A 12808-nucleotide genomic window follows, 5' to 3' on the forward strand; every position below is an offset into this window, starting at 1 on the left:
CCGGGCCCCGTGCTGTAGCGATCGTGTTACGCCCGTTACGCCGTCTGTTACGCCGTCGGCTTCTCCTCCAGGCGCGGGAAGAGGACCGCGCCCTTGGTGACCGTCGTGCCGGCGGGGAGCCTGCCCCACTCGTCGGCCTCGCCGATCTTCTGGTCCGCGAGGGCGCCGAGGGAGGCCGTCGCGCCGAGCGAGTCCCAGAGCTTCTGGGAGGTCTCCGGCATGACCGGGTTGAGGAGGACCGCCACCGCGCGGAGGGACTCCGCGGCCGTGTAGAGGATCGTCGCCAGACGGGCCTTGCCCTCGTCCGACGTGTCCTTGGCGACCTTCCACGGCTCCTGCTCCGTGATGTAGCCGTTGACCTGCTTGACGAAGTCGAAGATCGCCAGGATGCCGCCCTGGAAGTCCAGGTCCTCGCCGATGCGGCGGTCCGCCTCCGTGACCGCCTTCGCCAGGCCCGCGTGGATCGCCTGCTCCGCCTCGCCGGCCGCCGTGGCCTCGGGCAGCGTGCCGCCGAAGTACTTGCCCACCATCGCCGCGACGCGGGACGCCAGGTTGCCGTAGTCGTTCGCCAGCTCGCTGGTGTAGCGGGCGGAGAAGTCCTCCCAGGAGAAGGAGCCGTCCTGGCCGAAGGCGATCGCGCGCAGGAAGTACCAGCGGTAGGCGTCCACGCCGAAGTGCGAGGTCAGGTCCTGCGGCTTGATGCCGGTCAGGTTCGACTTCGACATCTTCTCGCCGCCGACCATCAGCCAGCCGTTGGCCGCGATCTTCCCGGGCAGCGGGAGGCCCTGCGCCATCAGCATCGCCGGCCAGATCACCGCGTGGAAGCGGAGGATGTCCTTGCCGACCAGGTGGACGTCGGCCGGGAAGGTCTCCTCGAACTTGGCCTGGTTCTCGTTGTAGCCGACCGCCGTGGCGTAGTTCAGCAGGGCGTCGACCCAGACGTAGATCACGTGCTTGTCGTCCCACGGGATCGGGATGCCCCAGTCGAACGTCGAGCGCGAGATGGAGAGGTCCTGCAGGCCCTGGCGTACGAAGTTCACGACCTCGTTGCGCGCGGACTCGGGCTGGATGAAGCCGGGGTTCGCCTCGTAGTGGGCGAGGAGCTTCTCGCCGTACTCGCTCAGCTTGAAGAAGTAGTTCTCCTCGCTGAGGATCTCGACGGGCTTCTTGTGGATCGGGCAGAGCTTCTGGCCCGCGTACTCGCCCTCGCCGTCGAGGAGCTCGCCGGGGAGCTTGTACTCCTCGCAGCCGACGCAGTACGGGCCCTCGTAGCCGCCCTTGTAGATCTCGCCCTTGTCGTACAGGTCCTGGACGAACTCCTGGACGCGGTCCGTGTGCCGCTTCTGCGTGGTGCGGATGAAGTCGTCGTTCGCGATCTCCAGGTGCTCCCAGAGGGGCTTCCACGCTTCGGTGACGAGTTTGTCGGCCCACGCCTGGGGGGTGACCCCGTTGGCTTCGGCCGTGCGCATGATCTTCTGACCGTGCTCGTCCGTGCCGGTGAGGTACCACACCTTCTCGCCGCGCTGGCGGTGCCAGCGGGTGAGCACGTCGCCTGCGACGGTCGTATAGGCGTGGCCCAGGTGAGGAGCGTCGTTTACGTAGTAGATGGGGGTCGAGACGTAGTACGCCTTCGCTCCCTGCTTCTCGGATCCAGTGGCCGCCATGGTCGAAATCCTACTGGGCCCGTGGAGATCGACTCACACGCGTTTCGGGGGGTGGACGTGGACAGGGGCTCTGTCCACGTCCACCCCCCGAGGGTTCTGCGGGCGGGTTCTGCGGGCTGGTGCTACGGGCGCCAGTTCGCCAGTACGCCCTCGTAGAGCTCCTTGTCCGTGAGCTCGCGGGGGGTTTCGCCGGCGAGGAAGTGGGACGTGTTGGGGGTCTTGAGCTTGCGGAGGTAGTCGAAGGCCTTGTTCTCCGGGTCGCCGAAGGCGACGAAGGAGAAGAAGACGGCGGGGTGGGTCTTGGCGGCCTCGGTGAGGGCCTGGGTGGCGGGGGTCTTGGCGTCGGGGGCGCCGTCCGTCTGGAAGATCACCAGGGCCGGGGTGTCGGGGGTCGCTTCCTTGCCGTGGTGGGCGAGGACCGCTTCGACGGCTGCGTGGTAGCTGGTGCGGCCCATGCGGCCGAGGCCGGCGTGCAGGTCGTCGATCTTGTTCTCGTGGTCGGTGAGGGTGATCTCGCCGGTGCCGTCGAGCTCGGTGGAGAAGAAGAAGACCGGGACGGTGGCCTCGGGGTCGAGGTGGGCGGCGAGGGCGAGGGTTTGTTCGGCGAGGGCCTGGGCGGAGCCGTCCTTGTAGTACGGGCGCATGGAGGCGGAGCGGTCGAGGACGAGGTAGACCTTGGCTCGGGTGCCGGTGAGGTTGTGCTTCTTGAGGGTGGTGGTGGCGGCCTTGTAGGCGGTGGTGAGGGTGGCTGCGTGGGTTTTGATGCGGGTGAGGGGGACGGCGGGGGCGGGGGTGTCCTGTTCGGCCTCGCCCTCGGCTTCGGCCGTGTCGTTGTTCCCACCCGCACCGCCCGTGCTGCTTTCGTCGTCGAGTGCGGGTGGCCCCTGTGGGGCGGACTCGCCGTCGGCGGCTGCGGGGGTGTCCACGGCCTTGGCCGTCGGCTCCGCCTCGGCCGTCGCGTCTGACTCGGTCGTCGGCTCTGCCTTGGCCGTGGGCTCGGCCTGGGCCTTGTCCTCCGGCTTCTCCGGTGCTGCGGGCTCGGGGGTCGACGACGACTCGGGCTCCTCGGGCACCGGGGCCTCGGCGGCGGTCGGCTTCTCGGCCGTGGCCTCTTCCGACGCTGTCGGCTCCTCGGTGACCGGCTGCTCCGCCGTAGTCGCCTCCGTCGGCTCCTCCACCGTCGGCTTGGTCTCCGCCTCCGCCTCCGCCTCCGGCGCCACCGTCGCAGGCTTCTCCGCGACCGTCGGCTCCTCCACAACCTGCGGCTTCTCCGCCGCCGGCTCCTCCTGAGCAGCCGGCTCCTCGACGACCGTCGGCTCCTCCTGAGCAGCCGGCTCCTCGACGACCGTCGGCTCCTCCTGAGCAGCCGGCTCCTCGACGACCGCCGGCTCCTCCTGAGCAACCGGCTCCTCCCCAACCGTCGGCTTCTCAGCGACCGCCGGTTCCTCAACCGCCGGCTCGTCCCCCGGCTTCTCCGCAACCTCCGGCTTCTCCTCAGCCCCCGGCTGCTCCGCAACCGCCGGCTCCCCCTCCGCCGGCCGCGCAGGCCTCGGCACCGTCACATTGTCGAAGATCAAGGACACGAGGTCGTGTTCGCCGCGGGGGTCCGGGACGTCGGCTGCCGGGCCGGGGGTCGGTTCCGGGGAGGGAGACGGGACCTTCGGGTCCGCCGCGGCGGGGGTGGGGGTCCCGGACGCCGGTGATTCCTGGGGAGGCGTGTCCGCCGGGGTCGTCGTGGTCTGCGCCGCACCCTCCGCCTCGGCGGTCCGTGACTTGCGTGACCGTCCGAACGCGTTCCGCAAGAGAGTGAGAATGCCCATGTGCGCGCAACCCTTCGCGTGAGTTGAAGCCCGTCAATCCCTGGCCAGGACGGACACGTAAGGTTAGCGGCCCTCCTGGGTGATCTTGGGCAGGGTCGGGGATGGGAGGCTCACCCTGTCAAGAGGGACATCCGGCCTGCGAAGGTGTCGCCGTGCTGAATCGTCGTAACTGCCGTAAAGCTGCCGCAGGTTCACCCGCTGTTCACCCTGGCGCCCGGCTGCCGCACATATGTGCCCCTACGGTCACGCTGACACCATGGGCATCCAAGGAGAGAGCAAAGTGCGAAAGCTGCTGCCGCTGATCGGAACGCCGTCCGGTTCACACCCTGGCGGCCGGTCCGCCATGACCTGTCGTTACCGGTGTGGTGACGCCTGCTTCCACGAGGTGCCCAACACCAGCTCCAACGAGTACGTCGGTGATGTGATCGCCGGTGCGCTCAGCCGCCGGTCGATGATGCGGGCCGCGGCCGTGGTGACCGTGGCTGCCGCGGGCGCGGGGGCTGTGGGTGTCGCGCAGGCTCCGCAGGCCGGCGCCGTCCCGGCGGACGCCGCCGCGGCCGGCACCGCCGCCGAGGCCGCTCGGCGTCAACACAAGGGTGCGCGCGGGCTGCGCTTCGCGCCCGTCGAGCCCAACACCGCCGACGCCGTGACCGTGCCGGAGGGGTACCGGCAGAACGTCGTCATCCGCTGGGGCGAGCCCATCCTGCGCGGTGTGCCCGCCTTCGACCCGGAGAAGCAGACCGCCAAGGCGCAGGCCGGGCAGTTCGGGTACAACTGCGACTTCCTCGCGCTCCTTCCGCTGCCGGGCGAGCGCGGCCGGCAGCTGCTCGTCGCCAACCATGAGTACACCGATGAGGTGCTCATGTTCCGGGGGTACGACTCCGCCAACCCCACCCGTGAGCAGGCCGAGATCGCCTGGGCCGCGCACGGGCTGTCCGCCGTCGTCGTGGAGGGGGACCGGAAGACCGGGAAGCTCACCGCCGTCCCGCGGCACCAGCTCAACCGGCGCGTCACCGCCACCAGCGAGTTCCGGCTCACCGGGCCCGTCGCCGGCTCCGACCTCGTCAAGACCTCCGCCGACCCGAGCGGCACCAAGGTGCTCGGCACCCTCAACAACTGCTCGGGCGGTGTCACCCCGTGGGGCACCACGCTGCACGGCGAGGAGAACTTCAACCAGTACTTCGCCAACAGCAGCCGGGCGACCGACAAGCGCTACGGTGTCGGGACCGGGGCCAGCGAGCGGAAGTGGGAGCGGTTCGACAAGCGGTTCGACGTCGCCCAGGAGCCGAACGAGGTGCACCGGTTCGGGTACGTCGTGGAGTTCGACCCGTACGACCCGAGCTCCACTCCGCGCAAGCACACCGCCCTCGGGCGTTTCAAGCACGAGGCCGCCACCGTGCGGCTCACGCAGGACGGGCGGCCCGTCGTGTACTCGGGTGACGACGAGCGGTTCGACTACTTCTACAAGTTCGTCGGCAGCAAGCGGATGCGGCACGGCAGCAGCAGGGCCGTGCGCGAGCACAACCTCTCCCTGCTCGACGAGGGGACGCTGTACGTCGCCAAGCTCACCGGTGACTCCCCCGCCATCGAGATCGACGGCACGGGCAAGCTGCCGAACGACGGTGAGTTCGACGGGAGCGGCGAGTGGATTCCGCTGGCCACCGCCACCGCCGAGGGTGCCGTCTCGCACGTGGACGGGATGAGTGCCGACGAGGTGTTCGTCTTCACGCGGCTCGCCGGTGACAAGGTGGGGGCCACCAAGATGGACCGGCCCGAGGACATCGAGCCCAACCCGGTGACCGGCAAGGTGTACGTCGCCCTGACCAACAACAGCAACCGTGGCGTCGGCACCAACGCCAAGGCGGACGAGGCCAATCCGCGCAACGCCAACAAGCACGGGCACGTCCTGGAGCTCACCGAGCGCTGGAACCGGCCCGAGAGCACCAGGTTCGCCTGGTCGCTGTTCCTCGTCGCCGGTGACCCGGACGACCCGGCGACCTACTTCGCCGGGTTCCCGAAGGAGGGCGTCAGCCCGATCTCCTGCCCGGACAACGTCGCCTTCGACCCCTACGGCAACCTGTGGATCTCCACCGACGGCGCCCAGCTCGGCTCCCACGACGGCCTGTTCGGCGTGGCGACCCGGGGTGAGCGGCGCGGTGAGCTGAAGCAGTTCCTGACCGTGCCGAAGGGCGCCGAGACCTGCGGTCCGATCATCCAGGACCGGCGCGTCCTGGTCGCCGTGCAGCACCCGGGCGAGATCGACGGCGCGTCCGTGGAGAAGCCCGCCAGCACCTGGCCCGACGGGCCCGGGACGTACGTCCGGCCGGCCGTCGTGGCCGTGTGGCGTGCGGACGGCTGCGACATCGGCGTCTGACCGGAGGAGCGACTCAGGGGAGTGACTCATGGGGGGCGCCTGTCCGGCGTCCCCCTTCCTCTCTCACCGGCCTGAGTGCAGCGTGAGGTCCGTCAGCACCGCCCGGTGATCCGTGTCGGCCACGTCCAGGATGCGCGTGCGGTCGGCCGCGAAGTCCTCCGACACCAGTACGTGGTCGATCTGCGCGCCGAACGTCGGGGCGGTCCGGGCCGGCCAGGTGGCCGTGCGGTCGGCGTCGTCCAGGCGGGCGGCGTCGCTCAGGCCGGTGTCGAGGATGCGGCGGAAGGCGGCGTGGTCCTGGGAGGCGTTGAAGTCGCCGGCCAGGACCAGGGGTGTGCCGGGGTCGGCGGTGGCCGCGTCGCGCAGGGCGTCCAGCTCCGTGCGCCAGAGGTCCAGCTGGCCGGGCAGCGGGGGCATGGGGTGGGCGAGCTGGAGCCGTACGGGATGCCCGTCGACGTCGGCGATCGCCCCGGGCATGCCCATGGTGCCGGGGACGCCGTCGGTGGGGCGCAGCGGGAAGCGGCTGAGGATGACGGAGCCCTCGGAGCCGCCGCCCTCGACGGCCCGGCGGTGCGGGTAGTCCTGGGAGAGGTCGTCCTTCAGCCGCGCGTCACACTCGTACTCGCATTCCTGTACGAAGACGATGTCCGGTTTCTCGCGGCGGACGGCGGCGACCAGGGACCCGGAGCCCTGCCCGAACTCGACGTTCGAGGTCAGCACGCGCACGTCGGCGACCGGGCGGCCGGCGGGGTCGCCGACCTTGCCGTACGGCTCGATGAACCAGGCCAGCAGGCCGAGCAGGACCACTCCCCAGACCGTCCCGAGCCACCACCGGGACAGCAGGGTGAGCAGCAGCGCCAGGCCGGTGGGGGCGAGCAGCCAGGGGAGGAAGGCGAGGACCTGCGGGACGGGCGTGATGCCGTCGCTGTCGGCGGTCCGGAAGCCGGTCACCACACTGACCGCGGCGAACAGCAGGGCGGCGCACCAGGCGCCGAGCCGCCGTCCGGGCGGACGGTGTTCCGGCCCGTCGGTGGCGGTCCACTCGGCAGCGGCGGTGTCCAAGGCCCGGCCTTCCGTTCGCGGGTGGGTGCCCGAATCCTCCCTCGAAGTTCGAGGGGTGGGGTGCCCGAATCCTCCCTCAAAGACGGGGTGGGGCGGTGGAAGGTTGCCGCCGGCCGGCGTCCCCGGGCCGTGCGTCGACGCGGGCCAGGAATTCCCCGAGCGCCTTGTCGAACTCCTCGGGGCGTTCGAGGTTCGGCATGTGGGCCGTGCCGTCGATCACGTGCAGGACCGACTCCGGGAGGGCCGCGTGCATGGCCCGGGCGTCGGAGACCGGGGTGTAGGTGTCGTCGGCTCCCACGACGACCAGGGCCGGGACGGACACGCGGGTGAGCAGGGCGGCGTAGTCGGGGCGCCGGGCGCGGGCGCGCAGGGCCGCGGCGGCGCCCTCGGGGGAGGCGGCCGTCATCATGCGGTGGACGTGCGCCTTGACCTCGGCGGGGGCGTACGGGGCGACCATCCGCTCCAGGACCTCGTCGGCGTAGCCGCGCATGCCCTCCCGCAGGAGGCGGTCAGCCATGGCGTCGCGGGTGCGGACGCCCTCCGGGGTCTCGGCCGCCGGGAAGGTGTCCGCGAGGACCAGGCCCCGGACGCGGCCGGGGAACAGGCGGTAGCAGTCCATCGCGATCTGGCCGCCCATGGACAGCCCGGCGAGGACGAAGGACTCCACCTCCAGCTCGTCGAGCAGGGCCTCGATGTCCCGGGCGAACTGCGAGAAGTCCGTGACGGCCGGGGTGGTCGGGGAGGCGCCGTAGCCGCGCAGGTCGGGGGCGATGACGCGGCGGGCCGCCGAGAACGTGCCGAGCTGCGGGGCCCACATCGTGCGGTCGAAGGGGTGGCCGTGGACGAGAACGAGGGGGACGCGGGGGACATGGGGCTGCCGTGGGGTTACGGGGCCTTTGTCCTCGTATGCGAGGAAGGGTGCCATGTGGTGACCCTAGGCCGCCCCAACTACTCAGTGCAATAAGATCTTTGCTCTCGGTGTAATCCAAGGGGGAGACCGATGGGTGACTACCGCCGTATCGCCGACAGGATCGCCGACGACATCGCCAGCGGGCGGCTGAAGCCCGGTCAACGGCTGCCGCCGCAGCGGGCGTTCGCCCGGCGCCGGGGCATCGCCTCGTCGACGGCCGGGCGGGTGTACGGCGAACTCGTACGGCGCGGGCTGGTCGTCGGCGAGGTCGGGCGCGGCACCTTCGTACGGGCCGCCCCGGACGGGCCGACGGGGCAGGCGCTCGCCGAGCCGGGCCCGGCCGACGCCCCGGTCAACCTGGAGCTCAACTACCCCAGCGCACCCGGCCAGCCGGAGCTCCTCGCCCCCGTTCTCGCGCCGCTGCTGCGTCCCGACGTGCTGGCCGAGGCGCTGCTGCCGGCCGCCGCCACCGGTACCGAGTCGGCCCGGGAGGCCGCGGCCGCGCTCCTCGCCACCCCGGGCTGGCGCCCCGCCCCGGACCGGCTGCTGTTCACCGGCAACGCACGGCAGGCCATCGCCGCCGTGCTGGCCTCCCTGGTCCGGCCGGGCGGCCGGGTCGGCGTGGAGCAGCTGACGTATCCGCTGGTCAAGCAGATCGCGGCGCGGCTGGGCATCACCCTGGTGCCGCTGGCCGGTGACGCGGCCGGGCTGCTCCCGGAGGCCGTCGCCGCCGCGCACCGTACGGCGCCGCTGTCCGCCCTGTACGTGCAGCCGACGCTGCACAACCCGACGTCCCTGACGACGAGCCGCGCCCGCTTACTGCAACTCGCCCAGCTGGTCCACGACCTGAACCTGCCCGTGGTGGAGGACCGCATCTGGTCCTTCCTGCACGAGCCGGGCGATCCGCTCGCCGCTCACGCCCCCGCCCTCACCCACGTCGTCGACGGTCTCTCCAAGCGGGTCGCGCCGGGCCTCACCGTCGGTTTCCTCGTCGTGCCGCCGCACCGGGCCGGGGCCGTGGCCGATGCCGTGCGGTCGGGCGGGTGGAGTGCGGGGCGGTTCGCGCTGGAGGCGGCCGTGCGGTGGGCCGGGGAGGGCACCGTGGCGCGGCTGGTGGCGGCCAAGCGGGCGGACGCGGCGCGCAGGCAGCGGATCCTCGCCGAGGAGCTCGCGGGCTTCGCCGTACGGTCCGATCCGCGCGCCTACTTCGCCTGGTGGGAGCTGCCCGCCCCGTGGCGCGCGGACACCTTCACCGGGGCCGCCGCCGCGCACGGCATCGCCGTCACGCCCGGCCCCGCCTTCGCCGTCGCCCCCGGCCACACGCCCGACGCCGTCAGGCTCGGGCTCGCGTCGGCTCCGGAGGCGGATCTGCGGCGGGCGCTGCGGACGCTCGCGCACGTCGCCGCGCGGCGAGCCGGGGACCGTAGCGGCCCGTGAGCCACGAGCCGAGCGCCACCGTCAGGCCGAGGGCGAACAGCAGCCAGGACACCGTCACCAGGGTGCCCGTCAGGGCGTCGTAGACCGCGCCGGCGGCCGGGCGGTGGAGCGTGTCGGGCAGGTCGGCGAGGGTGAGGCGGCGGCCGATCGCGACGGCCAGGACGAGCAGGGCGCCGCCCAGCGCCGTGCCGAGGCCGAGCGCGGTGACCGCGCGGCGGCGGCACGCGGCGAGGGCGATCCCGGCCACGGCGCACACGGCGGCGGCGAGCGGCAGCCAGAAGGCGGCGGTGTCCAGCACGTGGTACCCCCTGCGCAGTCGGTCCACGTCGTCGGCCGGGAGCACCGGGACCCGGGCGTGCGGGACCGGGATGCGGTGGGCGAACGGCACGTGGTCGTCGGTGAGTTGGCGTTTGACCCGGGCGACGACCGGCGCGAGGTCGACGGTGACCTCGGCGGCGCGGGTGCCGTCGTCGCGCAGGGCGCGCAGCACGGCGTCGTGGACGGCGTGGTTCGCCGCGTCCCAGCCCGTGCGGAAAGCCTCGGTCCGGGTGAACGAGCGCACGGCGTCGTGCACGAAGGGCCCGACCGTGCCGCGCAGCGGACCGGTGTCGAGCTCGTGCCCGGCCTCCCGCATGATGCCGTCCCCGACGGCGTCCGCGACCGCGCGCTGCACGTCCGGGTCGGCGGCGAGCGGCGCCATCGTACGGACGTAGCGGCCGGTGTCGGTCAGCCCGTGCGCCGCCCAGGAGGCGAGCGTCCCGAACGGCAGAAGCAGGCACGCGAGGAGCAGCAGAACGGCCGACAGGGCGTTCCGCGGTCGTAGGGGCGCCTGCTCGGGTACGGGCGCCCGGTCGCGCTCGGACACGCTTCCAGGCAAGGCGCCAGGGGCCCGTCCCGCGAGCGGCGTGACTGCATTCGGCCCCGCGTGCCGAGCCGAACGTGTCGCACGGGTACGTCGTCAGTCGACGCGTCGGCCGGCGGCGTCCTCGTGTGTGTAGTAGCGGTAGAACGACGTCACGAGGACGCCCGCGCCGACCACCACCCCCATCCCGGTGGACCGCAGTACGGACTCGCCGGTCTGGCTGTAGAGGAAGCCGATCGCGCAGCCGGTGAAGGCGAACCAGAGCAGGGCGTGCGGTTCGCGCCGCAGCCGTGGGGCGATTTCCCGCACGGCTGCGTACAGCACGGCGAACACGAGCGCGGTGAGGAAGCCGAACAGCAGGTTCCAGCCCGTGATGGGCCCGGCGTCGCGCCGGTTGGCCGCGGCCCAGTAGCCGTAGACGAGCCCGAGGACGACGGGTACCGCGAGCTTCGCCATGGCGTGGGTGCGCGGGCTGAAGACATCGGGTGTACGGCGTCGCGTGGTCACCTTGCGTGAGGCGGGTGCCGCATGAGCCATGAGAGCTCTCCTCTCTCTCCCTGCCCCTGCCTACCAGCGCACACCGGCGCGGACCCGCTGGCAAGTCGGCGGAACGCAGGACGCGCTGCCCGGACCGGACGCGGCCCGTGCGCCCCCGTGTTTCGCGGGGCCGTGAGGCGCCACCGCGGGGGCGGCGGCAGGAGCTGCTGCGGGTGCGGGGCCGCGGCGTGGTCTGGATGCCGCCGCCGCTGCTCGCAGCCGTCGCGGCGTGCTGATCGGCGACGTGCGGGGCAGGGGCCTGGGCGCGGTGGAGGCGACGGCCGTGCTGCTCGGCTTCCCCGAGGACGCCCGGGAGGCGGTGGACGCCGTCGTCTTCGAGCACGAGCCGCCGGCGGTCGGGCCGCACGGGGTGCGGAGCCTGTCGGCCGGCCGCGAGGTCCTGCTGCTGGTGACGGACGGTGTGACGGAGGCCCGGGACGGCACCGGGGGTTCTACGCGCTCGCCGACGGCACCACCGTCTTCGCCGTGCGCCGCCGGACCGTCCCCGAAGAGGGGGGCGAAGCACCCGAAGGCGGACGTTTGCGGTCCTGGGGCCCACCTTTGCAGCCGCAGCGGTTACGGTGCTGCGGTACGTGATCGACAGGGGGAGGGACGAGATGCCCGGAACCGTGCTGCTGCTGGCGGCCTCGCCGGTGGGCAAGGGGCGCCTGGTGGACGCCGCGTCCGTGCTCCCCGTCCTGGCCGCCGTCCCACCCGGCGTGCTGGCCGGCACGGACACCGCGAACGTCGTCGAACTCGCCGACCCGCTGGAGCCGCAGGCCGTCCTCACCCGGCTGCGCGCCGCCGCCGCGGCCCCCGGCCCGCTCACCGTGTACGTCACCGGCCAGCTCCAGCTCGATCGCCGCCAGCGCCTGCCCCATCTGGCGCTGGCCCGCACCACCGCGTCCACCGCCCGCTACACGGCCTTCCCCTGGCACTGGTTCCGGGACGAACTGCGGCTCAGGCCGGCCGGCGCGACGACCCTCATGCTCGACCTGCACGCGGACGCCGAGACCTGGGAGCTGCTGCGCGGCACCCCGCTGGACTCGGGCCGCGGCAACGCCGTGCACGGCCGCATCGCGCCCCCGCCGTCCAGACGCACGGTCGCGGCACCGGCGTACATGAAGGCCGTCGCGACGATCCTGCGCAGCGGGTTCCGGCCGCCGCTGGAGCAGTTGCACCAGCAGGCGCTGGCCCGGATCGCGCCGGAGAGCGCGGGCACGGATCTCGTGCTGAGCACGCCGGGCCCCTCGGCCGGTGATCCGCACGCCGCCATCACCGCCGCCGTCCAGAACGGCCGCCACGCCGACGCCGACGCGCTCGCCGCCCGGCACGAGCAGGCCGCCGTCGCCGCGCACGGGCCGGCCTCCGAGGAGGCCCTGCACTGGGCCGAGGTCCGGGCCGACCTGGCGATGTTCGCCGGGGACGCGGGCCGCAGCTGCCACACCTGGCTGACGGTGGCCACCGTCCGCCTGAACGCCGGGCAGGCGCCGGACGCGCCCGCCGTCGAGGCCGCCGTGGACCGGGCCCACCACCAGTGGGGCCAGATCCGCGACACCGCGCGCGCCCGTGAACTGGGCGCGGCGCTCGCCGAGTTGCGGGGGCGGGTCCCCGGGCGGCGCGAGGGGGCGCTCGATCATGTGCAGCGGCAGTTGCGGCAGTTGCAGACCCAGCCCTGACCACGCGTGCGCCGTGTGCGCCTGGCGTGAAGGGGGCGTGCAATCGCTTGCACAGGTCACGTCACAGGTCTGCCGCCGAGGCCTGACCCGGTGTCATGATGTCGGGTATGACAGAGGGGGACGAAGTGGCTGTCTTAGGCGTACGCGTGCGGCTGGGCGCCGGCGCGACCGTGGACGATGTCAGAGCACTGAAGACGTGGCTGGAGCGGGAAGAGCCGCTGGAGGAACTGCTCTCCAAACGGCACCTGATCATTGAGGAGCAGGCCGGCACGGACGGGCCCGATGGGCGGCTGGGGCCCGACATCGAACTCGTTCTGAGAGTGCTCGGTCACGTCGTCACGCTCGCGGCACTGACCGAGTACACCGCACGCGCGGTGAAGGCCTGGACGAACAACCGCCGCAGGCTCCAGCGCGGCGATCCCGATCCAGAGATCCGCCCGCTGGACCCCGACGGGGAGTAGGC

General features: G+C 72.6%; 10 protein-coding genes. 4 read left to right on the plus strand and 6 right to left on the minus strand.

Going from position 1 to position 12808, the window contains the following annotated elements:
- Positions 1–47 precede the first annotated feature (47 nt).
- Together metG and PV963_RS23415 are read right to left on the minus strand one after the other, a co-directional pair.
- Positions 48–1664, minus strand: coding sequence for a methionine--tRNA ligase (metG, locus tag PV963_RS23410; RefSeq protein WP_274817707.1), 1617 nt, complete (start codon positions 1662–1664; stop codon positions 48–50).
- 122 nt (positions 1665–1786) lie between these two features.
- Positions 1787–3484: a VWA domain-containing protein gene (locus PV963_RS23415; RefSeq protein WP_274817708.1), complete on the minus strand. Its 1698-nt coding sequence runs from the start codon at positions 3482–3484 to the stop codon at positions 1787–1789.
- A gap of 280 nt (positions 3485–3764) precedes the next feature.
- Between PV963_RS23415 and PV963_RS23420 the strand changes: the two genes are divergently transcribed.
- On the plus strand, positions 3765–5858 hold the full coding sequence (locus tag PV963_RS23420; protein ID WP_274817709.1) for a PhoX family protein: 2094 nt from the start codon (positions 3765–3767) through the stop codon (positions 5856–5858).
- Positions 5859–5921: 63 nt separating this feature from the next.
- Here PV963_RS23420 and PV963_RS23425 read toward each other — a convergent pair whose 3' ends face one another.
- Together PV963_RS23425 and PV963_RS23430 are read right to left on the minus strand one after the other, a co-directional pair.
- Positions 5922–6920 carry an endonuclease/exonuclease/phosphatase family protein gene (locus PV963_RS23425; protein WP_274817710.1) on the minus strand — a complete coding sequence of 333 codons (999 nt, stop codon included), beginning with the start codon at positions 6918–6920 and terminating at the stop codon, positions 5922–5924.
- A gap of 76 nt (positions 6921–6996) precedes the next feature.
- A complete protein-coding gene (locus PV963_RS23430) occupies positions 6997–7845 on the minus strand; it encodes an alpha/beta fold hydrolase (protein WP_274817711.1) in 849 nt (282 codons plus the stop codon).
- 75 nt (positions 7846–7920) lie between these two features.
- Here PV963_RS23430 and PV963_RS23435 point away from each other — a divergent pair, with 75 nt between their 5' ends.
- Positions 7921–9267: a PLP-dependent aminotransferase family protein gene (locus PV963_RS23435; RefSeq protein ID WP_274817712.1), complete on the plus strand. Its 1347-nt coding sequence runs from the start codon at positions 7921–7923 to the stop codon at positions 9265–9267.
- Here PV963_RS23435 and PV963_RS23440 read toward each other — a convergent pair.
- Together PV963_RS23440 and PV963_RS23445 are read right to left on the minus strand one after the other, a co-directional pair.
- A complete protein-coding gene (locus PV963_RS23440) occupies positions 9164–10132 on the minus strand; it encodes a hypothetical protein (RefSeq protein WP_274817713.1) in 969 nt (322 codons plus the stop codon). The genes PV963_RS23435 and PV963_RS23440 overlap by 104 nt on opposite strands.
- Positions 10133–10225: 93 nt before the next feature.
- A complete protein-coding gene (locus PV963_RS23445) occupies positions 10226–10666 on the minus strand; it encodes a hypothetical protein (RefSeq protein ID WP_274817714.1) in 441 nt (146 codons plus the stop codon).
- A 617-nt stretch (positions 10667–11283) separates the two neighbouring features.
- On the opposite strand from PV963_RS23445, the gene PV963_RS23455 reads away from it, so the two are divergent.
- Together PV963_RS23455 and PV963_RS23460 are read left to right on the plus strand one after the other, a co-directional pair.
- The gene (locus PV963_RS23455; protein WP_274817715.1) at positions 11284–12345 is read left to right on the plus strand and encodes a hypothetical protein; all 1062 of its coding nucleotides are present in this window, start codon (positions 11284–11286) and stop codon (positions 12343–12345) included.
- A 107-nt stretch (positions 12346–12452) separates the two neighbouring features.
- A complete protein-coding gene (locus PV963_RS23460) occupies positions 12453–12806 on the plus strand; it encodes an effector-associated constant component EACC1 (RefSeq protein WP_274817716.1) in 354 nt (117 codons plus the stop codon).
- The last annotated feature ends 2 nt before the right edge of the window (positions 12807–12808 follow it).

This window comes from Streptomyces coeruleorubidus (assembly GCF_028885415.1).
Taxonomy (GTDB): Bacteria; Actinomycetota; Actinomycetes; order Streptomycetales; family Streptomycetaceae; genus Streptomyces; species Streptomyces coeruleorubidus_A.